Consider the following 22,607-nt stretch of genomic DNA (forward strand, 5'->3'; position numbering starts at 1 on the left):
CCCTATGTAAAAGGAAAGAATAACAAAAGAAACGAAGAGGTGGATTATGGATTATACAGTATTTATTCCGGTATTGATATCATTTGCACTGAGTGTGATTATGGGACCGTTGATTATACCGGTACTCAGAAAACTAAAGATGGGACAGACAGAGCGGGAAGATGGTGTGAAGTCTCACCTGAAAAAGGCGGGAACACCGACCATGGGAGGCGTGATCATCTTATTGAGTATTGTCATTACTTCTGTGTTTTATCTGAAGGATTATCCAAAGATCATTCCGATTCTGTTTGTGACGCTGGGCTTTGGTCTGATCGGATTTCTGGATGATTATTTAAAAGTTGTGATGAAGCGTTCTGACGGGTTGTTTCCGAAGCAGAAAATGGCGCTTCAGATCGTGGTGACGGCGATTTTTGCATTTTATCTGGTGAAATTTACGGATGTATCACTGAAAATGCTGATCCCATTTTCCGGAGGAAAGTATCTGGATCTTGGATGGTTTGCGATTGTGCTGTTGTTCATCGCAGTGATTGGAACCGTAAATGGTGTGAATTTTACGGATGGACTGGACGGGTTGGCTTCTAGTGTAACCGTTCTGGTAGCAACTTTCTTTACTGTAGTGGCGATCGGAACCAAGAGCGGAATCGAGCCGGTGACCTGTGCGGTTGTGGGTGCGCTGCTTGGATTTTTACTGTTTAATGTGTATCCGGCCAGCGTGTTTATGGGAGATACAGGATCTTTGGCTCTTGGCGGATTCGTTGCATCGACCGCTTATATGCTGCAGATGCCGATTTTTATCATTATCGTCGGTTTGATTTACATGGTAGAAGTGTTATCTGTTATGATTCAGGTTACTTACTTTAAAAAGACGGGTGGAAAACGAATTTTCAAAATGGCGCCGATTCATCACCATTTTGAATTGTGTGGATGGTCAGAGACTCGAGTTGTAGCAGTATTCTCCATTATTACGGCTATCCTGTGCCTGGTTGCTTTGATGGCAATGTAGTCAGGAAAGACGATGGAGAAATGCGTGGCAGGAGAGAAGGAGATAGAGATGATGGATGTAACAGGAAAGAAGGTTCTCGTCTTTGGTTCTGGGATCAGCGGAATCGGTGCGGTAAAACTTTTGGAAACGCATGGAGCAAAAGTTGTGCTCTATGATGGGAACAATGCATTGAAAGCAGAAGAGGTAAAAGAACGTCTGACACCAGGAAGCAGAGCGGAAGTTGTGATTGGAACATTCCCGGAAGAACTTCTTTCGGAGCTGGATCTGGTTGTGTTAAGCCCTGGCGTTCCAACGGATCTTCCGATTGTAGAAGCCATGAAGGCGCAGAAGATACGTGTGATTGGAGAGATTGAGCTTGCTTATCAGTATGGCAGAGGGGATGTGCTGGCAATTACTGGTACCAATGGGAAGACAACAACAACGTCTCTTCTGGGCGAGATTATGAAGAATTATCAGGATGATGTCTATGTAGTAGGCAATATCGGGAATCCATATACCATCGTGGCAGATGATATGACTGATCAGACGATTACAGTGGCAGAAATGAGTAGTTTTCAGTTGGAGACGATTGACAGCTTTCGGCCAAAAGTCAGTGCTATTTTGAATTTTACGCCGGATCATTTGAATCGGCATCACACGATGGAAGCTTATGTTAATGCGAAGAAGAACATCGCCAGGAATCAGACAGAAGAAGATTTCTGCATTTTGAATTATGAGGATGAATTGACGCGGGAATTTGGAAAAAAGATTCGTGCTAAGGTTCTGTATTTCAGCAGCCGGCATACATTAGAAGAGGGGATTTACCTGGAAGAAGGGAAAATAATCCTGGCTTATGGGAAAAAGCAGGAAGTATGTGCGGTAGAGGATTTGAAGATTCTTGGAACACACAATTATGAAAATGTGATGGCGGCGGCAGCTATGGCTTATGTGTATGGTGTGCCGATGGATGTAATCCGAAAGAGTGTGAAAGTATTTGGCGGCGTGGAACACCGGATTGAATACGTGACGGAGAAAAATGGTGTAGCTTACTACAATGACTCTAAGGGTACCAATCCAGATGCTGCGATCAAGGGAATCCAGGCGATGAACCGTCCGACCGTGCTGATCGGAGGCGGATACGATAAGGATTCTGTCTATACAGAATGGATAGAAAGCTTTGACGGTAAGGTGAAGAAGCTGATCCTGGTTGGCGAGACGAAAGAGAAGATTGCAAGAGACGCAGATGCCTGTGGTTTCCATGACTATGTGTTTGCAGATACATTTGAGGAGGCAGTTCTTCTGGCGGCGAAGACGGCTGAGAACGGAGATGCAGTACTTTTGTCACCGGCCTGTGCAAGCTGGGGAATGTTTCCGAATTATGAAGTACGCGGAGAGAAGTTTAAAGAAATTGTAAATTCCTTATAAGAGGTGGCGTACATTGACCGGACGAAGGGACAGTCAGGTGGGAAAAAGAAAATATGATGTTGTAATGCTTGCTGTACTTGCAGCGCTCCTTGCGATGGGGCTTGTCATCCTTTACAGTACCAGCGCTTACAACGGAGAAGTAAAGTTTCACGATTCGTTCTACTATCTGAAGAAACAGATCTTTGCAACCCTTCTTGGAATAGCAGGAATGTTTATGGTGGCGAGAATGGATTATCATATCTGGAAACGCTTTGCGTGGCTGGGTTATGCGACGGCTGTTTTATTGTCGCTGGCGGTTCTGTTCGTGGGAGATGAATACAATGGGTCCAAAAGATGGTTGTCTTTAGGACCCTTTTCTTTTCAGCCTTCTGAGTATGCGAAGGTGGCGGTGATCATCTTCCTTGCCTGCATAGTCAGCCGTGATGCGGTACGGATGGGGAAGATGCGGACAATGGCAAGGGTGATGCTCTTAATTCTTCCTATTGTGGGCCTGGTGGGAGCCAGCAACTTAAGTACGGCGATCATCATTCTCGGAATCGGAGGCGTCCTGATCTTTACGGCGAGTCCGAAGTATGGACAGTTTGTGGTGATGGGGCTTGCGGGAGTAGGATTTTTGGGCGTATTTCTTGCCTTGGAAAGCTATCGTCTGGAACGCCTTGCGATTTGGAGAAATCCGGAGGCGTATGAAAAGGGGTATCAGACCCTTCAGGGGCTCTATGCCATTGGCTCCGGCGGACTATTTGGAAGGGGATTGGGGCAGAGCGTTCAGAAGCTGGGATTTGTGCCGGAGGCACAAAACGATATGATTTTCTCGATTATCTGCGAGGAGATCGGATTGTTTGGAGCCGGTTTTCTGATGCTGTTATTTTTAATTCTGATATGGCGCTTTTTCGTGATTGCGACCCATGCCAAAGATTTATTTGGTGCGCTGATTGCGTGCGGTGCCATGGCGCATATGATGATTCAGGTGATTCTAAACATTGCAGTAGTGACAAATACGATTCCGAATACGGGAATTACACTTCCCTTTGTCAGTTATGGCGGAACGTCAGTTGTATTCCTGCTTTTGGAAATGGGGCTTGTGCTTAGCGTATCATCTTTGGTAAAATAAACTGATAAATAAAACACCGATGAAAAGAGGAATATAGAAAATGAAAAAAACAGAACAGCGGGAAGAGAAAACGACCAAGAAGAAAAAGACGCACCGATTGTATGCGTTTGTAGTACTTCTTTTGGCGGCGGCGATTCTTGCTTTGGGGATATTGATTCTGTTCTATGTACAGGAAATAGAAGTCAGTGGAAATGAGTACAGTACGGATCAGGAAATTGTAGATATGGTGAAGAATGATAAGTATTCTGTAAATACGCTGTATATTCTTGGAAAGTACGCTTTGGGAAAAGGTGAGAAGCTTCCCTGCCTGGAGAACTTAAAGATTCATATGAAAGCACCTTGGGCGCTGGAAATTAAGGTGAAGGAAAAGCCGATTATCGGATATGTCCAAAATGGGCAGGAGTATGCATATTTTGACAAAGAGGGAACGGTGGTTGCCCAGTCTACCGCGGCCATAGAAGGGATTCCGAGGGTGGAAGGCATTGAGGTAAAAGGGATCAGCCTCTATGGGCAGCTGAAGTCGGAGGATACCAGGATTTTTGAGGAAATTCTGGACGCTACACAGGAGATCAGTAAGCATGAGCTTTCGTCGGACCGAATTGTCTGCATCAACCATGAGCTGTATCTTTACATTGGAAATGTCTGCGTCGGTCTGGGGAAAACGGTTACTCCAGAGCAGATTGCACAGATTCGTCCGATTTTGGAAAAGCTTGGAGATCAAGAAGGAACCCTGCATTTGGAAAATTATTCGGAGACAAGTACGACAATTACCTTTGATAAAGGGGAATTTCCGCAAGAAAATTAATAAAAATAAATAAATTCTATTGATCTTTTATACAAAAGTCTATATTATATAGTTATATATGGCAAAACTGAACTTTTTCAGCGCTTATGTATGGGATGTATAATATATAATGAGGAAACAAAGGAGGAGAAACCCTTGCTAGAAATTAAGACGAACGAATCAGAAGCGGCGGCAAAAATTATTGTTGTTGGAGTTGGAGGCGGTGGAAATAACGCTGTAAACCGAATGATTGACGAACAGATTGCCGGCGTTGAATTTATCGCTATTAATACAGATAAACAGGCACTTCAGTTATGTAAGGCACCAACCCTTATGCAGATTGGTGACAAGATTACCAAAGGACTGGGAGCAGGAGCAAGACCAGAGATTGGTGAGAAGGCAGCAGAAGAGAGTGCAGAAGAAGTTTCCGCTGCATTAAAAGGTGCAGACATGGTATTCGTTACCTGTGGAATGGGTGGAGGTACCGGAACCGGAGCAACACCAGTCGTTGCACGGATTGCAAAAGAGCAGGGAGCATTGACGGTTGGCGTTGTAACAAAGCCGTTCCGTTTCGAGTCCAAGACCCGTATGAATAATGCTCTTGCTGGAATTGAAAAATTAAAAGAGAGTGTAGATACACTGATTGTTATTCCAAATGACAAGCTTTTGGAAGTGGTGGACAGACGTACAACCATGCCGGAGGCTCTGAAGAAAGCGGATGAGGTTCTGCAGCAGGGTATTCAGGGTATTACCGACCTGATTAATGTACCTTCTTTGATTAACCTTGACTTTGCTGACGTACAGACGGTTATGACGGACAAAGGTATTGCGCATATCGGTATCGGTCAGGGCCGTGGTGATGATAAAGCGCTGGAGGCTGTGAAGCAGGCTGTAGCAAGTCCTCTTCTTGAGACCACGATTGCAGGAGCATCCCATGTTATTATTAATGTATCTGGTGATATCACATTGATGGATGCGTCAGATGCGGCAGAATATGTACAGGAGCTGGCAGGAGAAGATGCCAACATTATTTTCGGTGCGATGTACGACGATTCTAGAGCAGATGAAGCTACGATTACGGTTATTGCGACAGGTCTGCATAATGTAGGAGGAAGCGCTTCAAAGTTAAAATCTAGATTGGAGAATTCGAGAATGTCTTCTATGCCTCATGCATCTGCATCTGCGTCTCAGAATTATGAGAGACAGACTCAGAATGCTTCAGCAGCAAAGCCTACGAGAACTGCTCCGGCAAGACAGACAAGTACTAGAACAGCATCTTCAGCGGGATTGGATCTTGGTATGGCATCACCTAGAAATGGTGCGGGAACGACCACTAGAAGACCGGTAGGCGGAACCGCTCCGACATTGGAGACACCAAAGACTCCAACAAGCAGAGTGAAAGAGCAGTCTATTAAGATTCCGGATTTCTTTAAGAAATAAGAATGTTTTAACAGTTATTATACTTAAAAATTTAAACAGGGTTCATTTGCAGATGCAGATGGACTCTGTTTTTTTAATATTTATTTTTGCGGAAACGCAGGGAAAATTTGTCGAACGAAAATCCGAACAGGCAACAGCTTCTGACAAAATCTTTCGGCCACGGCTCGTATAATATGTCTTGCTTAACAATCAGACTGACCGGTGAATAACGAAGGCGGAAGAAGGTGAATGCGTGCATGGAACTGTATCTGGATGTGTTTTTCACGGTAAACTTTATGATGGATTATCTGACACTTTTGCTTTTGGGGAAAATGTTGAAGCGAGAGGTTTCTATGGGACGGCGTTGCTTTGGGGCGTTTCTGGGAAGTGTTTTTACTTGTTTGGTGGTAATTCTTCCGATTCCATCTGCGGTTTTGAAGTATGCTCTTCTGTACATACCGGTTAGTCTTGTAATGATCATAACAGGACTTGGAATTCATCGGGGAAGAGAGCTGGCGAAGGCGTGGATATTTCTCCATATCGGCGGAATCTTTCTTGGCGGTGTGATGGAGCTGCTCCAGCCCTATCTGCGGATGGGAAGCTTGTTCTTTCTGTTGGCGGTGCTTAGCTATTTGGTAGTCTCTGCTCTCTGGGATTTGGCGGTGTGCCAGATCCGGCAGAATCGGAATCGGATGCGTATCCGTCTGAAGAAAGGAGAGAAGGAGTGTGAGGTGAAGGCTCTTGTGGATACCGGAAATACGTTGACGGATATCTGGAGCGGGAAACCGGTGTCGGTACTTAGCAGGGAGACGGCAGAGAAGCTTTGGGAGCAGGGGGAAGAGCCGTTTCGCTATATTCCATACCATTCTATCGGAAAAGAGGCGGGAGTCATGCCGCTTTTTGAACTGGATGGGATATGGATAGAGGAAAGAAAATGCTGGATCGAGCACCCTTTGGCCGCTGTTGGAGAAGGAAATCTTAGCGGAGATGATTACCAGATGATTCTGAATCCTGATATATTTACAGGAGGAGTATAATTATGGTAATTAAAGTAGCGGTACCTCATCAATTCAAATTCAAAGTTGTTCCGGATCTTAGGACGCTTCTTTTCCCGGATAAGAAGGATATTCACTATATCGGGGGAGCGGATATTTTGCCGGCGCCTTTGAACGCGGAAGAAGAAGCGACAGCGATCAGCCATTTGGGATCAGAAGAGGATGAACTGGCTAAAAAAATTTTGATTGAACATAATTTGAGGCTGGTGGTATACATAGCGAAAAAGTTTGATAATACAGGGGTTGGGGTAGAGGATTTGATTTCTATTGGTACGATTGGGTTAATAAAAGCAATTAATACGTTTAATCCGGAGAAGAATATCAAGCTTGCCACATATGCGTCGCGCTGTATTGAAAATGAGATTTTGATGTATCTTAGAAGAAACAATAAGACGAAGCTGGAGGTATCCATCGATGAGCCACTGAATGTGGATTGGGATGGGAATGAACTTCTGCTGTCGGATATTCTGGGAACGGAGGAGGATACGATTTACCGGGATTTAGAGCAGGAAGCAGAGAAGAAAGTATTGCTTCGAGCAATCGGGAGGCTGTCAGGAAGAGAACGAACGATTATTAAGATGCGGTTTGGACTTGGGATGCCGGACGGAGAAGAGAAGACGCAAAAAGAGGTGGCGGATCTTCTGGGGATTTCGCAGTCTTATATTTCAAGACTGGAAAAAAAGATTATGCAGAGATTAAAACGTGAGATCGTAAAGTATTCATAGAAACAATGAGAAAAAGGTGTTACAATGAAAAGAAAAAGGGGTTGGGTATATGAGACTTAATTTTTATGGTGCAGCTCACGAAGTGACAGGAAGCTGTCATCTGCTGGAAGCATGTGGAAAGAATATCCTGATCGACTGCGGAATGGAGCAGGGACCGGATCTCTATGAGAATCAGCAGCTTCCGGTTACTGCGGGAGATATTGACTACATTCTTTTGACCCATGCGCATATTGACCACTCCGGAAATATTCCGCTGCTCTGCAAGCAGGGATTTGTGGGAGAAGTGGTAACTACATTTGCTACGGCAGATCTCTGTAATATTATGCTCCGTGACAGTGCGCATATTCAGGAATTTGAGGCAGAATGGCGGAATCGAAAGGCGAGACGAAGCGGAGGCGAACTGTATGAGCCGGTGTATACGATGGCGGATGCAGATGCGGCGATTAAGCTTCTGGCTCCCTGTGATTATGAGCAGAGGATTACACTGTGTGAAGGCATTGAAGTGGAATTTCACGATATCGGTCATCTGCTTGGATCTGCCTGCATTGAAGTGTGGGTAACAGAAGGGGACATAACGAAGAAGATTGTGTTCTCAGGAGATGTGGGAAATACCAATCAACCGATTATCCGGGATCCGGGGAAAGTGTCGGAGGCGGATTATGTGGTGATTGAATCCACTTATGGAGACCGCACGCACGGAGAGGAACGGCCGGATTATGTGGGAGAATTTACGCGGATTCTTCGAGAGACATTTTTCCGCGGCGGGAATGTGGTGATTCCGTCTTTTGCGGTAGGAAGGACGCAGGAGCTTTTGTATTTTATCCGGGAGATCAAAGAGAGAGATCTGTTGCCGGAATTTCGGGGATTTGAGGTTTATGTAGACAGCCCGTTAGCAATTGAAGCAACGAATGTTTTTAATAAAAATGTGAAATCCTGTTTTGATGAAGAGGCGATGGCCTTAGTAGAACAGGGAATCAACCCGCTGATTTTTCCGGGTCTTAAGACGACGATTACCAGTGAGGAGTCGAAGCTGATCAACTTTGACGAGAAGCCGAAGGTGATTATTTCGGCATCCGGCATGTGTGAAGCGGGAAGAATCAGGCACCATTTGAAACACAATCTGTGGCGTTCGGAGTGTACGGTTTGTTTTGTGGGATACCAGGCGGTTGGAACGCTGGGACGCAAGTTGATTGAAGGGGCGGAGTCGGTGAAGCTTTTCGGGGACAGTATTACCGTGAATGCCAAAATTGAAGTCTTGAAAGGAATTAGCGGACATGCGGATCAGAAGGGACTCCTTGATTGGCTGAAAGGCTTTGAACAAAAACCGGATCGTGTGATTGTGGTACATGGAGAAGATACCGTGACGGATCATTTTGCAGGTCTGGTAGAGGAAACGATCGGATGTCCGGCCTTTGCGCCGTATTCTGGAGGATGTGTAGATCTGGCAACGGGCGAGATTGTAACGGAAGGTATAAAAATGCCGAAGAAGGCGGCAGAAAAACCGGTTAAAATTCGGGCAGACCATGCCTTTAACCGTGTGGTTGCAGCTGCCAAGCGGCTCCTTGAGGTGGTTTACAAGCAGGAAGGGCTGGCGAATAAAGACTTGGCAAAGTTAGAAAGCCAGATTCAGAATTTGACGGAGAAGTGGGATCGAGAGTAAGAACAAATGAAGCGTTTAGGGAAATATTTTCAAGGTTATAAAGTAAGGACGGTGACGGCACCTCTGTTTAAATGCCTGGAGGCATGTTTGGAACTGTTGGTTCCACTGGTGGTTGCAGGCATGATTGATCACGGAATTCGAGAAGAGGATTCCGCGTATGTATTAAAAATGGCAGGAGTTTTGCTTTTGTTAGCGGTGATCGGGCTGGTGTGCTCGATCACCGCGCAGTATTTTGCGGCGCGGGTTGCCATTCATGTGGGAACGGGACTTCGGCGGGATTTGTTTCAGAAAATTCTAAGTCTTGGTTATGCGGAGATTGACGAGTCGGGAACCTCGACATTGATTACAAGGATGACGTCGGACATCAATCAGGTGCAGAATGGAATTAATATGTTTCTGCGCCTGTTTATGCGTTCACCGTTCATTGTTTTTGGAGCGATGGCGATGGCGTTTACTGTGGATGGGAAGGCGGCGATTCTGTTTGCGGTGGCGATTCCGGTTCTTTCGATCATCGTGTTTTCTATTATGCTCTGTTCCATGCCGCTTTATAAAAAAGTGCAGAGGCAATTGGATCGGGTGGTGTTGATGACCAGAGAGAATCTTCTTGGAGCCAGAGTCATCCGTGCATTTAACCGGCAGAGCCAGGAACAAGAAGAATTTCAGAGGGAGCAGGATCGACTGGCTGCTTTTCAGGTTTTCGTAGGAAAGATCTCGGCGCTTTTAAATCCATTGACGTACATTGTAGTGAATCTGGCGGTGATGGGCCTCCTCTATACAGGAGGAATCCGCGTAGATGCCGGAAGTCTGACGCAGGGACAAGTGGTTGCGCTGGTGAATTATATGCTGCAGATTTTGGCAGAGCTGATGAAGCTGGCAGATCTGATTATTCTTATGACGAAGGCGTCCGCTTGTCTGTCAAGAGTGAACGCTGTGTTTGAATTGGAGTCAGAGCAGCAGAAGGCAGTAGGTTTAAAGGAGGAGTCCAATCTGGAGGGGGACCGGAAGAGACAAGAAGGCGCAAATGCTAAGAAGGGCTTTCTGGAATTTGACGATGTTAGTTTCATTTATCCGGGAAGTCAAAGTACAAGTTTAAGTCATTTGACATTTTCGGCAGAAAGAGGACAGACGATTGGGATTATCGGAGGAACCGGAAGTGGAAAGACGACACTTATCAATCTGATTCCAAGGTTTTATGATGTCCGGCAGGGAGAGATCCGCATTGACGGCGTTCCGATTTGGCAGATGGATGTTGCGGCGCTTCGGGCGATGATAGGAGTTGTTCCTCAGAATCCGGTACTTTTTCAGGGAACCCTTCGGGATAACTTGAAGTGGGGAAAGAAGGATGCAAAGGATGCAAAGCTAAAAGAAGCGCTTCAAATTGCGCAGGCAGCAGAATTTGTAGAACAAAAGAAGGAGGGACTGGATCTTAGAATTGAACAGAATGGAAGGAATCTAAGCGGAGGTCAGAAGCAGCGCCTAACCATAGCAAGGGCGCTTGTGAAGGAACCGCAGATTCTGATTCTGGATGACGCTTCTTCCGCGCTTGATTATGCTACCGATGCAGCGCTTCGGAAGTCCTTAAATGAACAGAATAAAGAGCGTTTGGTGTTCCTGGTATCTCAGAGGGTATCGGCAGTTCGATATGCAGATCAGATCTTGGTATTGGAGGAAGGTGCGCTTGCAGGGGTGGGAACACATGAAAGCCTATTGGCAGAATGTGGTGTCTATCGGGAAATCTGCCAGTCGCAGCTGGGAGAGGAGGTGTCGAAAGATGGACGGTAAGAGAAACCAAACGATCCGGAGAATTCTGAAGTATATTGCCAGGTACCGGGGGCGTGTAATTTTGTCCATTCTGTTGGCGGCAGTGTCGGTTGCTGCGACCCTTTATATTCCCATTCTGATTGGTCAGGGCGTTGATCAGATTATCGGAGCGGAAGCAGTAGAGTTTAAGGAACTTTTGCAGATTCTTAAAAAAATTGGGATTTTGACGATTCTAATTGCGATCCTTCAATGGCTGAAAAACCATATTAATAATCAGGTAACATACTATGTGGCAGAAGATATTCGGGTACGGGCGTTTGCACAGCTGCAGAAGCTTCCGTCTGGATATCTTGACAGCCATCCATCTGGGGATATTGTAAGTCGGATTATCACAGACACAGATCAGTTCTCGGAAGGTCTTTTGATGGGATTTACACAGCTGTTCACCGGTGTTATGACCATTGGCGGCACATTGTTGTTCATGCTGGGAATTCATCCGGTTATTACCGCAGTTGTAGTAGCGGTAACGCCTCTTTCTTTTTTTGTGGCACGGTTTATTGCGAAAAAGACCTTTTCGATGTTCCAGCATCAGTCCCGCACGCGGGGAGAGATGACTTCGTTTACAGATGAGATGATTGAAAATCTAAAGGTGGTAAAAGCGTTTTCTCAGGAGAAGGAAGCGGGGGAACGGTTCGAGAAATTAAACGAGAATCTGGCGGGATATTCCATGAAGGCGACTTTCTTTTCATCGATTGTAAATCCATCCACCCGGTTTGTAAATTCCATTGTCTATGCGGCGGTGGGAGTCATTGGAGCACTGCTGGCTATTCGGGGAGCCATTACTGTGGGGCAGTTGACCAGCTTTTTGAACTATGCCAATCAGTATACGAAACCTTTCAATGAAATTTCCGGGGTGGTGACGGAACTTCAGAATTCGCTGGTGTCTGCAGAGCGGGTTTTTGCGCTGATTGACGAGCCGACGATTCCAGAAGAGAAAGAGACGGTTCGGGAACTTGAGAATGTGGAAGGATACGTAGATCTGGAACATGTCTCTTTTTCCTATACACCAGAGCGGCCGCTGATTCAGGATTTGAATCTTCATGTGAAGCCAGGGCAGAGAATTGCGATTGTGGGTCCGACAGGATGTGGAAAATCGACGCTTATCAATCTTCTGATGCGGTTCTATGATGTAGATGAGGGAGAGATCCGTCTGGATGGAATCCGGCAGGATGAATTGACGAGAAACAGCGTTCGAGCCAGTTTTGGAATGGTGCTGCAGGAGACGTGGCTGAAATCTGCCACCGTTTGGGAAAATATTGCTTACGGACGCCCGAATGCATCCAGAGAAGAGATTATAAAGGCGGCAAAAGAAGCCTATTGCGACGGTTTTATCAACCGGCTTCCAAATGGATATGATACGGTGCTGGGAGAGGATGGCAGCATATTGTCTCAGGGGCAGAAGCAGCTTTTGTGTATTGCGCGTGTGATGCTTTGTCTTCCGTCGATGTTGATTCTTGATGAGGCAACATCGTCCATTGATACCAGAACAGAACTGAAAATTCAGAATGCGTTTGCACATATGATGGAAGGAAGAACTTCGTTTGTGGTGGCACACCGTCTTTCTACCATTCAGGAGGCAGATCAGATTCTGGTGATGAAGGACGGTGCGATTATTGAACAGGGGAACCACAGAGAATTATTGGAACGTAACGGATTTTATGCAGACCTTTATCATGCGCAGTTTGTCAAGTCCTAAAACTTTTTTTATTTTCACGGGAAACAGAATAACATAGAAGCATCTGGAGAACCTTCCTACTAGACAACATCGATGGATCTGGTAGGAGGGTTTTATTTATGGCACAGGGAAAAGTAGAGATTTGCGGAGTCAATACGTCAAGACTGCCTGTCTTGAAGGAAGAAGAAAAGGAAGCGCTGTTTGTCCGGATTAAGGCTGGCGATGAGGAAGCGAAGGAAACGTATATCAAGGGGAATTTGCGCCTGGTATTAAGCGTAATCAAACGGTTTGGCGCCAGCAATGAAAATCCTGACGATCTGTTCCAGATTGGCTGTATTGGGCTTATTAAGGCGATCAATAACTTCAATACAGAGCTGGATGTGAAATTTTCGACCTATGCGGTTCCCATGATCGTTGGAGAGATCCGTAGATATATGAGGGATAACAATTCTATCCGGGTCAGCCGGTCACTGCGGGATACGGCATATAAGGCGATTTATGCAAAAGAAAATTATGTGAAGCGTTATTTGAAAGAGCCGACCATTCAAGAGATTGCTTCTGAGATTGGAATCTCCAAAGAAGATATTGTATTTGCCCTGGACGCTATTCAGGTGCCTATGAGCTTGCAGGAGCCGGTTTACAATGACGGTGGAGATGCTCTTTACGTGATGGATCAGATCAGCGATACTAAGAATAAAGAGGAGAAATGGATAGAAAATCTGTCCCTGGAAGCAGCGATGAATCGGTTAAATAAACGGGAACGTCATATTATTACCCTTCGCTTTTTTGAAGGGAAAACACAGATGGAGGTGGCTGATGAGATTCATATTTCGCAGGCGCAGGTAAGCCGTCTGGAAAAAAATGCCTTGAAGGTGATGCGGCAGTATCTGGAAGGGTAACAGATTTTATAGAGACAGAGTTTCTTATAAAATTCTATAATCTTCTCTTGCATTTTTGATACGTGCATACTATCATAATTGCATGGAGGAGATGTCATGATAAAAGCTTGTATATTTGACCTGGATGGAACACTGACGGATACGCTGGAGTCCCTGGCATATTCGGTGCAGTTAACGTTAGAGGAGATGGGACTTCAAAAGATTACGAAGGAACAGTGTAAAAGTTTTGTGGGGAATGGAGCGAGACGGCTGATGGAGCTCTCGCTTCAGGCTGCCGGAGCAGATCCGTGTGAGCGCCTGGAAGAAGGAATGCGGATATATGGACGTATATTTGACGCGAATTGTACATATCATGTAACACCTTATGAAGGAATTGTCAGTACCCTTAAGAACTTAAAAGATCGGGGAATCAAGACTGCAGTGCTGTCTAATAAGCCAGATAAGCAGGCAGATAAGGTGGTTCGGGAGATCTTTGGAGACGGTGTGTTCGATTTTGTGCAGGGTCAGAAGGAAGGCGTTAAGAGAAAGCCGGATCCGGAAGGCGTGTACCAGGCAGCGGAAGCGCTGGAAGTAAAGAAAGAGGAATGTCTTTATATTGGGGATTCCGAGGTGGATGTTGAGACGGGACACCGTGCGCAGGTTTCAACAGTTGCCGTATCCTGGGGATTCAGGGAGCGTAAAGAGCTTTTGGAAGCCGGAGCAGAGAGAATCATTGACAGACCGGAGGAACTGTTGCAGTTCGTATAAAGTGAGGAATATGTGATAAGGGAGGAACAAGGAACATGTATGAGTATGATGAAGAGTGTCTGAAGACGTTCTTAAGAGACCAGTCCAAATTATTCGATGAACCGGTGGCAGAGACACTGGAGGAAGCAGAAGCTTTCCTGGAAGACTGTATGGCGACAGTGGTGGAGAGCCTGGACGAGGTGAAAGAATTTCTGGAAGAAGAGGGTCTTGATATAGACGGAATGTCTATGGAAGAGATCGAAGAGGCATCTGAGGTGTTCGCACTTCCGGGAGGAAGATACCTGATCGTAGAAGGATAAGAGAAAAGCCGAAACTATTTGGTGGTTTCGGCTTTTTTTAATGCTTTCCGTATGGCGTCAGTAATGATCTGTGCCGTGTATGGACTGTCAGAGGAGTATTCAAGATTCTCCAGAGACTGTTTGGCGTAGATCTGCTCGGCAAGTTCTTCCAGAGTGGGCTGAATCAGCGGGTACATGGCAGATACGGATTCGTTTAGATTGGAAAAACGAATAGAATGAATACGGGATTCATCAACGGAGACCTCTACCTCCAGAGCATTGCTGCCGAGGGTAACGGTGGAAGTATAGCTCCCAGGTGTATATTTTGCTTCTTTGTCTGTGTGTTTCTCCCGTTCGGGAAGGAACATGAACAGAAGCAGCAGAATCAGTACAATGCCAAGTACCGCAAACACCGCTGTGTAGATGATCTCCTTCATATGCAATACGATAATTTTTGTTCTGGAACTCATAAGAGACCTCCTGTATGTGATATGATATGTTCTGCTTTCTATAATGTATGTGAGAAGCAGGAGGATTATTCGTTTCTTTTGCGTGACAAAAGGCGTACCATCCTGTAGAATGGAAAGGAAAACGAGAACGGAAGGTGAGAAAGATGTATATAATAGCAGGACTTGGAAATCCGACGGCGCAGTATGAAGGAACACGCCACAATGTAGGATTTGATGTGATAGATGTCATTGCAAAGCAATATAATATATCGGTGGATGTAAGGAAAAGCAGGGCATTCATCGGAAAAGGAATGATCGAAGGTCAGAAGGTGATTCTGGTAAAACCGCAGACGTATATGAATTTGAGTGGAGAGAGTATTCGTGGGTTAGTGGATTATTATAAGATTGATCCGGAGAATGAGCTGGTAGTAATTTATGATGATGTGAGTCTGGATGTGGGACAGCTCCGGATTCGGAAGAAAGGAAGCGCCGGCGGCCACAATGGAATAAAAAATATTATTGCACATCTGGGAACGCAGATATTTCCACGGATCAAGGTGGGCGTAGGAGAGAAACCAAAGAAATATGATCTCGCAGACTATGTGCTCGGGCACTTCTCAAAAGGTGAAAAGGAGCAAATGGAGGAAGGCTATCACAATGCAATGCGGGCGGTAGAATTGATGCTGACCGGTCGTATAGATGAGGCAATGAATGAATATAACCGAAAAGTAACGCCAAAGGAGACGTAAATATGCAGGCTTTGATTGCGCCGCTTAAGGAACTGGCAGAATACGAAGAATTATATAGAGAACGAAAGAAGGAACCGGGGATGCTTCGGGTAACGGGGTGTGTAAATTCTCAGAAAACTCACATGATGTATGCCCTGAGCGAGAATATCCGTTATAAAGTCGTGGTTTGTGCCGGTGAGTCGAAGGCAAAACAGGTCTATGAAGAATATCGTTTTCTGGATCCGCAGACTTATTTTTATCCGGCGAAGGATCTTCTTTTTTATCAGGCTGATTTAAGAAGTAAAGAACTGGTTCGCGAGCGGATGGAAGTGCTGCAGTCGGTGGTGGCAGGAGAAAGTCTGACGGTGGTGACAAGTTTTGATGCATTTATGGATGCATTGCTTCCAAGAGATGTCATTGCAGGACGGATGATTCGAATCAAACAGGACGATACACTGGATTTAGATGCGCTTGCACGAAAACTTGCAGATCTGGGGTATGACCGGGAGGTGCAGATTGAAGGACCGGGACAGTTTGCGGTCAGAGGCGGAATTCTGGACGTCTATCCGCTGACAGAAGAGCAGCCGGTGAGAATCGAACTGTGGGGGGAAGAGATTGATTCCATTCGTACGTTTGATCCAGAGACCCAAAGATCGATAGAAAATTTAGAAGAGGTGTGTATCTGTCCGGCAGAGGAATTTCCGAGGGAAGAGGAAACGGCGGTTTCGTTTCTGGATTATTTCCCGAAAGAGGAGACGATTCTCTTTTTAAATGAGCCGGTTCGCCTGGTGGAAAAAGGCCGCGGCGTAGAAGAAGAGTTTATGGAAGCTCAGAAGAAACGGGTGGAAGCCGGGTATGAGATGAAAGAAGGAGAGGTTCGTCTCTATCAGGCGGCAGAGATTTTGAAAAAAATAAATACCTACAGCAGTATCGGCTTTTTTGCGCTGGATATTCGATGCAAAGAATTGGTGATGCGCGGTACTTATGGGCTCCAGGCAAGAAGTGTCAATCCGTATAACAGTAGTTTTGAGATGTTGACACAGGATTTGAAGCGCTATAAGAGAGAAGGATACCGGGTGGTGCTCTTATCCGGTTCAAGGACGCGTGCCAAACGTCTAGCGGAAGATCTAAGAGATTATAACCTGAGCAGTTTTTACAGCGAAGATATGGATCGTGAAGTGAAGCCGCAGGAAATTATGACGGCGTATGGGCATGTGGCAGAAGGGTATGAGTACCCAATGCTGAAGTTTACCGTAATCTCGGAGACGGATATCTTTGGAAAGATTAGAAAAAAGAAGAAGAGAAAAAAGTACGAAGGACAGAAGATTGCAAGTTTTGCAGAGTTAAAGCCGGGGGACTATGTGGTTCATGAGAACCACGGGCTGGGGATTTATCAAGGGATTGAGAAGATTGAAGTGGATAAGATCTCCAAGGATTATATGAAGATCTCCTATGCACAGGGCGGGAATCTTTATATTCCGGCAACTCAGCTTGACTTGATTCAGAAGTATGCCAGCGCCGATGCGAAGAAACCGAAGTTAAATAAGTTGGGAACCCAGGAATGGAATAAGACCAAGAGCCGTGTGCGTGGAGCGGTAAGGGAGATTGCCAAAGATCTGGTAAAACTTTATGCCGCAAGGCAGGAGCAGGAAGGATTTGTCTACGGGGAAGATACCGTCTGGCAGCGGGAGTTTGAAGAGATGTTCCCGTTTGAGGAGACGGAGGATCAGATGATGGCGATCGAAGCGGTGAAGCAGGATATGCAGAGCAGCAAGATTATGGACCGTCTGATCTGCGGAGATGTCGGATATGGGAAGACAGAGATTGCTATTCGGGCAGCATTTAAGGCGGTGCAGGAGGATAAACAGGTCGTTTATCTGGTACCGACAACGATTCTGGCTCAGCAGCATTATAATACCTTTGTTCAGAGAATGAAGGATTTCCCGGTGCGGATTGATCTGATGTGCCGGTTTCGGACACCTGCTCAGCAGAAAAAGACGGTAGAAGACCTGAAACGTGGTCTGGTGGATATTGTGATTGGAACTCATCGGGTATTGGGATCCGATATCAAATTTAAAGATCTGGGACTTTTGATTATTGACGAAGAGCAGCGATTTGGCGTGCAGCATAAAGAGAAGATCAAAAAGTTAAAGGAAAATGTTGATGTGCTGACGTTGACGGCGACGCCGATTCCGAGAACACTTCACATGAGCTTGATTGGCATCCGGGATATGAGTGTGCTGGAGGAGGCACCAAATGATCGGCTGCCGATTCAGACTTACATTATGGAATATAATGACGAGATGGTTCGGGAAGCGGTTGAGCGGGAATGCGCAAGGCAGGGTCAGGTATATTATGTTTATAATCGAGTGGAAGATATTGCGGAGGTTACTGCACATATCAAGAAGCTGGTTCCTGAGCTGACCGTAGAATTCGCGCATGGACAGATGAAGGAACATCAGCTGGAACGGATTATGTATGACTTTATGAACGGCGGGATCGATGTTCTGGTTTCTACGACCATTATTGAGACGGGACTTGATATTTCCAATGCAAATACGATGATTATCCATGATGCAGACAGGCTGGGATTGTCGCAGCTTTATCAATTAAGAGGCCGAGTTGGAAGATCGAATCGGATGGCGTATGCGTTCTTGTTATACCGACGAGATAAAATGTTAAAGGAAGTGGCAGAAAAGCGCCTGGCGGCAATTCGGGAATTTACCGATTTGGGATCTGGTTTTAAGATTGCCATGCGAGATCTTGAAATTCGCGGCGCCGGAAATCTTCTGGGGGCAGAGCAGCATGGGCATATGGAAGCGGTTGGATACGATATGTATTGTAAGATGCTCAATGAGGCGGTAAAGCTGCTGAAAGGAGAAATAGAAGAAGAGACTTTTGCTACGACGATGGATTTGAATGTGGATGCGTATATTCCGGATTCTTATATTGCCAATGAGTATCAGAAGCTGGATATTTATAAGAGGATTGCGGCTATTGAGAATGAGGAAGAGAAAGAAGATATGATCGAAGAGCTGATTGATCGGTTTGGAGATATTCCGAAAAAGGTGGAGAAGCTTTTGACGGTGGCAAGCTTAAAAGCGCAGGCGCGCAGGCTTTATGTAACGTCTGTAGAACAGAAAGGACAGATCTATACCTTCACCATGTATGAGAAGGCAAAGGTGCAGCCGCAGAAGATTCCGGAGCTGATCGCGAACTTTAAGGGAACGCTGGCTTTTCGGGCTGATGCGGAAAATCCAAGTTTCATCTATGAGAAGAAGATTCGAAATCGAAAAGAAAAGCCGGAAGACAGTCTGGAAGTCGTGAAAAAAGTGTTAAATGGTTTGAAAGCATTGATTGAATAGTAAAAACAGGATATAATAAAACAGTTAACGGGTACGAAGGAGGACATAAAAAGACATGAAAAAAAGATTCCTTGCACTGACATTGGCGGGCGGCTTGATGATCGGAACGCTCACCGGATGCAGCAGCGCAATCAAAGACAGCGATGTAGCACTGACTGTGGAAAAAGAAGAAGTAACGGCAGGAGTAGCTAATTTCTATGCCAGATATACACAGGCGCAGTACGAGACTTATTATGCCGAAATTCTGGGAGAAGATATGTGGAATTCCGAAGCCGAGAAAGGCAAGACTTATGAGGAGTCAGTTAAGGATTCCGTTCAGAAAGATTTGGAAGATATGATTCTCTTGGAAGCGCATATGAAAGAGTATGACGTAACGCTTACTGACGAAGAGAAGGCAGTAATTAAGAAAGCAGCAGCAGATTTTGATGAGGTAAACGGGCTGGAAGAGAAGGAGAAAGTCTCTGGGGCAGATACAAAGACGGTAGAGCGTGTGCTTACACTTATGGCAATCAGAGAAAAGATGGTCGGAGCTATCAAGGCAGGAGCAGACACGGAAGTCGCTGATGAAGAGGCGGCACAAAAGAGCATGCAGTATGTATTCTTTTCTTACAAGAATAAGGATGAGGAAGGCAATACAACGGAACTTTCTGATGATGAAAAGGCTGCAATGAAAGCGCAGGCAGAAAGCTTTGCAGAAGGAGTAAAGGCTGCGGACTTTGAGACTTTTGCGGGCGAGCAGAGTCTGGAAGTAAGCACGGCCACTTTTGATAAAGAGGCAACCGTTCCGACGGCAGATCTCTGTAAGGAAGCAGATGCACTGGCAGAAGGAGAGACAACAGGCGTTGTTGAGACGGAGGATGGCTGTTATGTCGCAAAGGTAACCAGTCTTTTTGATCAGGCGGCTACCGACAGCAAGAAGCAGAGTATTGTAGAGGAAAGAAAAAATGAACTTTACACCGATACCTGCAAGAAATGGAGAAAAGAAGCAGAGATTGAAGTGCATAAGAATGTGTGGAGAAAAATTGACTTTAATGATCTGAAGGTAACCATGAAAATGATGGAGACAGATCCATATGCTGACCAGGTGCAGACAGATGATGTGGCAGAAGGACAATAGACAAAAGTAAGGATAGTGTTCAGGAGTAAAGAGATAAAACCCCCGGCAGATTTTTCTGCCGGGGGTTTTGTACATTGCAATAAATAGAAATTCTAGTTCAGGTAAGACATCAAAGTCTCGTTAACCAGTTTTCCGTCCGCTTTTCCTTTTACTTTTGGCATCAGAACCTTCATAATACGACCCTTGTCTTTTGCAGTTGGAGTATCGATGGAAAGCTCAGTAAGTGTTGCATCGATGACGGATCGGATTTCTGTTTCATCCATCATTTTCGGTGCGTACTGCTCCAGAACAGCCAGTCGTTTTTGGCATTCCTCCAGAATATCGGTACGATCCTCTGGTGTCATTTCCAATGTTTCCTTCGTCTGTTTGATTTCCTTCATAATAACCTGAACCTCTTCTTCCTCTGTGAGGTCGGCGCGTTTGTCAATTGCTTTATTCTTCAGCGCTGCCAGAAGGGCGGATAAGGTTTCTTTGGTTTCTTTGTCTTTTGCCTTCATAGCGGCAACCATGGCGCTTCTTACTTCTTCAATTTTACTCATGATGATTCCTCCTGTTTGATGTTCATTTTTAACCTTTATTTTAACAGAATGATTCCAGAATTACAAATCTTTTGCGCAACATGTGGATTCCTGGCTGACAAAAGAGGTTTTGCTGCGGTAAAATAAAAGGAATAAAGAAGATAGAAGATAGAAGATAGGGGGCAAATGCAATGAGGACACAAAGAAATATGAGGACGCTGGTATGTGCGGCGCTTTTGTTTGGAATATTATTGACGGGATGTGGCGGCGAGAAGGAAAAAGAAAAGCAGGACGCATCAAAAAAGTCTCAGGAACAGCAGGAGATGCTGGAAAAAGAGCAGGACACGCAGGACGCTGAGGAAGAAAAAGAAATGGCAGAAGAACTGGAACAAGAACCACAGAAACCAGAGCAGAGACCGCAGACGGTCGTCATTGATCCGGGGCATTCAAAGGTGGTGGCAGCCGGAACAGAGCCGCTTGGACCGGGCTCTTTAGAGCAGAAGGCAGCAGATGCCTCCGGAACGGTGGGAGTCAGAACTGGGGTGCCGGAGTACGAGCTGACGCTGTCGGTTTCTCTAAAGCTTAGGGAAGAGCTAAAGCTTCGAGGATATACAGTTCTTATGACAAGGGAGTCAAACGATGTGCCGGTAAGCTGTGTGCAGCGAGCGGATGTGGCAAATCAGGCGGGAGCAGACGCATATGTCAGGATCCATGCAAACGGGGCGGAAAATCAGAGCGCGGTTGGAGCTATGACGATCTGCATCACACCGCAGAATCCTTATGTACCGGGGCTTTATGGAGAAAGTAGAAGACTTTCAGACTGTGTGATCGGGAAGTTTTGTGAAGCTGCCGGATGCGAGAATGACGGAGTGTGGGAGACGGATACCATGAGTGGAAATAACTGGAGCCAGGTTCCGACTACCATTGTGGAGATGGGATATATGACGAATCCAGAGGAAGATCAGAAAATGCAGACGCCAGAGTATCAGGCGCAGATGGTAAAAGGAATTGCGGATGGGCTGGACTTGTTCTTTGGCTATTAATCCGAAAATTTTAAAATGAAGTAGATGCTTTTGTTTATGAGGTTTTCATTTTCTAAGCGATAAGAAAATTATAATTTCTCTTATACTTTAATATTAAGGAGGAATTATAATGAAAAAATACGCTTATATTCGAGTTTCAAGCAAAGATCAGAATATTGCAAGACAAGTAGAAGCAATGCAGAGTATTGGGATTTTAGAAAAAGAGATGTTTATAGATAAACAATTCTATCGATCGTTTGGGACGAGATTATGACGAAATTCAGGAACAATGGCGTTATCTTACAAAAAAGGTAAATATTGATATTATCGTATTAGATTTTCCGCTTTTGGATACTAGAAATCAAGTGAATGGGATTACAGGAAAGTTTATAGCTGATTTGGTATTGCAAATACTCTCTTATGTCGCACAGGTAGAACGGGAAAATACCAGACAGCGGCAAGCAGAGGGGATACGAATTGCAAAAGAAAAAGGCATACGACTGGGGCGTCCACCGATTCCGGTTCCAAAAGAATTTGAAGAAATCTATCAATTATGGAAAGAAAATAAAATTAGTAAACGCAAAGGAGCAAGATTATTAAATACAAATCATAATACTTTTTCCAACTGGATAAATAAATACGAAAAAAGTGTTGAAAGTACTAGGTTTTCATGGGATAAAAAGTAGACTTTTGTTATCAGCGGTGTTAAAATTATAGATTGAGATAATATGAACGGTATTTACTGTTTACACATATAAATACAGAGAAAAACAGATATCTATGTAGTTTCCCTTAGAAATTAGTCTTATTATTTCATGGGATAAAAA

21 protein-coding genes are annotated in these 22,607 nt (G+C 45.2%); 19 read left to right on the forward strand and 2 right to left on the reverse strand.

Annotated features, from left to right (window positions below; translation table 11 throughout):
• Positions 1-46 precede the first annotated feature (46 nt).
• The 13 genes from mraY to WKT00_RS00565 all read left to right on the forward strand — a co-directional run bounded on the left by mraY (position 47) and on the right by WKT00_RS00565 (position 14,602).
• Positions 47-1,003, forward strand: coding sequence for a phospho-N-acetylmuramoyl-pentapeptide-transferase (gene mraY / locus WKT00_RS00505; RefSeq protein ID WP_101694657.1), 957 nt, complete (start codon positions 47-49; stop codon positions 1,001-1,003).
• A 51-nt stretch (positions 1,004-1,054) separates the two neighbouring features.
• Positions 1,055-2,407 (forward strand): UDP-N-acetylmuramoyl-L-alanine--D-glutamate ligase, encoded by a 1,353-nt coding sequence (gene murD / locus WKT00_RS00510; RefSeq protein ID WP_101694786.1) that lies wholly within the window; start codon positions 1,055-1,057, stop codon positions 2,405-2,407.
• Positions 2,408-2,471: 64 nt separating this feature from the next.
• Entirely contained in the window at positions 2,472-3,518 is a 1,047-nt protein-coding gene (locus tag WKT00_RS00515; protein ID WP_340261521.1) for an FtsW/RodA/SpoVE family cell cycle protein, read from the forward strand.
• A 40-nt stretch (positions 3,519-3,558) separates the two neighbouring features.
• Positions 3,559-4,323 (forward strand): cell division protein FtsQ/DivIB, encoded by a 765-nt coding sequence (locus WKT00_RS00520; RefSeq protein WP_101694656.1) that lies wholly within the window; start codon positions 3,559-3,561, stop codon positions 4,321-4,323.
• A 135-nt stretch (positions 4,324-4,458) separates the two neighbouring features.
• The gene (ftsZ, locus tag WKT00_RS00525; RefSeq protein WP_101694655.1) at positions 4,459-5,742 is read left to right on the forward strand and encodes a cell division protein FtsZ; all 1,284 of its coding nucleotides are present in this window, start codon (positions 4,459-4,461) and stop codon (positions 5,740-5,742) included.
• A 236-nt stretch (positions 5,743-5,978) separates the two neighbouring features.
• Entirely contained in the window at positions 5,979-6,758 is a 780-nt protein-coding gene (locus WKT00_RS00530; protein WP_101694654.1) for a sigma-E processing peptidase SpoIIGA, read from the forward strand.
• Between the two features lie 2 nt (positions 6,759-6,760).
• Positions 6,761-7,501 (forward strand): RNA polymerase sporulation sigma factor SigE, encoded by a 741-nt coding sequence (gene sigE / locus WKT00_RS00535; RefSeq protein WP_101694653.1) that lies wholly within the window; start codon positions 6,761-6,763, stop codon positions 7,499-7,501.
• 49 nt (positions 7,502-7,550) lie between these two features.
• Positions 7,551-9,161 (forward strand): MBL fold metallo-hydrolase RNA specificity domain-containing protein, encoded by a 1,611-nt coding sequence (locus WKT00_RS00540; protein ID WP_101694652.1) that lies wholly within the window; start codon positions 7,551-7,553, stop codon positions 9,159-9,161.
• A gap of 6 nt (positions 9,162-9,167) precedes the next feature.
• Positions 9,168-10,943 carry an ABC transporter ATP-binding protein gene (locus WKT00_RS00545; RefSeq protein WP_101694651.1) on the forward strand — a complete coding sequence of 592 codons (1,776 nt, stop codon included), beginning with the start codon at positions 9,168-9,170 and terminating at the stop codon, positions 10,941-10,943.
• On the forward strand, positions 10,933-12,678 hold the full coding sequence (locus tag WKT00_RS00550; protein WP_340260268.1) for an ABC transporter ATP-binding protein: 1,746 nt from the start codon (positions 10,933-10,935) through the stop codon (positions 12,676-12,678). Before WKT00_RS00545 ends, WKT00_RS00550 begins: the two co-directional genes overlap by 11 nt.
• Before the next feature lie 98 nt (positions 12,679-12,776).
• Positions 12,777-13,556, forward strand: coding sequence for an RNA polymerase sporulation sigma factor SigG (sigG, locus tag WKT00_RS00555; protein ID WP_101694649.1), 780 nt, complete (start codon positions 12,777-12,779; stop codon positions 13,554-13,556).
• A gap of 96 nt (positions 13,557-13,652) precedes the next feature.
• Positions 13,653-14,303: an HAD family hydrolase gene (locus WKT00_RS00560; protein ID WP_101694648.1), complete on the forward strand. Its 651-nt coding sequence runs from the start codon at positions 13,653-13,655 to the stop codon at positions 14,301-14,303.
• Positions 14,304-14,338: 35 nt separating this feature from the next.
• Positions 14,339-14,602 (forward strand): glyoxalase, encoded by a 264-nt coding sequence (locus tag WKT00_RS00565; protein ID WP_101694647.1) that lies wholly within the window; start codon positions 14,339-14,341, stop codon positions 14,600-14,602.
• Positions 14,603-14,616: 14 nt separating this feature from the next.
• On the opposite strand, the gene WKT00_RS00570 is transcribed toward WKT00_RS00565, so the two are convergent.
• Positions 14,617-15,051 carry a hypothetical protein gene (locus WKT00_RS00570; RefSeq protein WP_101694646.1) on the reverse strand — a complete coding sequence of 145 codons (435 nt, stop codon included), beginning with the start codon at positions 15,049-15,051 and terminating at the stop codon, positions 14,617-14,619.
• Between the two features lie 143 nt (positions 15,052-15,194).
• On the opposite strand from WKT00_RS00570, the gene pth reads away from it, so the two are divergent.
• Genes pth through WKT00_RS00585 form a run of 3 tightly spaced genes read left to right on the forward strand, consistent with a single transcriptional unit; the run spans position 15,195 to position 20,240 of the window.
• Entirely contained in the window at positions 15,195-15,779 is a 585-nt protein-coding gene (pth, locus tag WKT00_RS00575) for an aminoacyl-tRNA hydrolase (RefSeq protein ID WP_101694645.1), read from the forward strand.
• Between the two features lie 2 nt (positions 15,780-15,781).
• Positions 15,782-19,123, forward strand: coding sequence for a transcription-repair coupling factor (gene mfd / locus WKT00_RS00580; RefSeq protein WP_340260273.1), 3,342 nt, complete (start codon positions 15,782-15,784; stop codon positions 19,121-19,123).
• Between the two features lie 55 nt (positions 19,124-19,178).
• Positions 19,179-20,240 carry a peptidylprolyl isomerase gene (locus WKT00_RS00585; protein WP_340260275.1) on the forward strand — a complete coding sequence of 354 codons (1,062 nt, stop codon included), beginning with the start codon at positions 19,179-19,181 and terminating at the stop codon, positions 20,238-20,240.
• A 92-nt stretch (positions 20,241-20,332) separates the two neighbouring features.
• On the opposite strand, the gene WKT00_RS00590 is transcribed toward WKT00_RS00585, so the two are convergent.
• Positions 20,333-20,779 (reverse strand): GatB/YqeY domain-containing protein, encoded by a 447-nt coding sequence (locus WKT00_RS00590; protein WP_101694642.1) that lies wholly within the window; start codon positions 20,777-20,779, stop codon positions 20,333-20,335.
• Positions 20,780-20,949: 170 nt separating this feature from the next.
• On the opposite strand from WKT00_RS00590, the gene WKT00_RS00595 reads away from it, so the two are divergent.
• From WKT00_RS00595 to WKT00_RS00605, 3 genes are all read left to right on the forward strand, one after another.
• The gene (locus tag WKT00_RS00595) at positions 20,950-21,801 is read left to right on the forward strand and encodes an N-acetylmuramoyl-L-alanine amidase (protein ID WP_200816237.1); all 852 of its coding nucleotides are present in this window, start codon (positions 20,950-20,952) and stop codon (positions 21,799-21,801) included.
• Between the two features lie 109 nt (positions 21,802-21,910).
• Complete coding sequence (locus WKT00_RS00600) at positions 21,911-22,054, forward strand: recombinase family protein (RefSeq protein WP_306346030.1); 144 nt, start codon at positions 21,911-21,913, stop codon at positions 22,052-22,054.
• Positions 22,038-22,466 carry a recombinase family protein gene (locus tag WKT00_RS00605; protein WP_306346029.1) on the forward strand — a complete coding sequence of 143 codons (429 nt, stop codon included), beginning with the start codon at positions 22,038-22,040 and terminating at the stop codon, positions 22,464-22,466. Before WKT00_RS00600 ends, WKT00_RS00605 begins: the two co-directional genes overlap by 17 nt.
• The last annotated feature ends 141 nt before the right edge of the window (positions 22,467-22,607 follow it).

This window comes from Dorea sp. ICN-14282, assembly GCF_037890115.1.
Classification (GTDB): Bacteria; Bacillota; Clostridia; order Lachnospirales; family Lachnospiraceae; genus Dorea_B; species Dorea_B phocaeensis.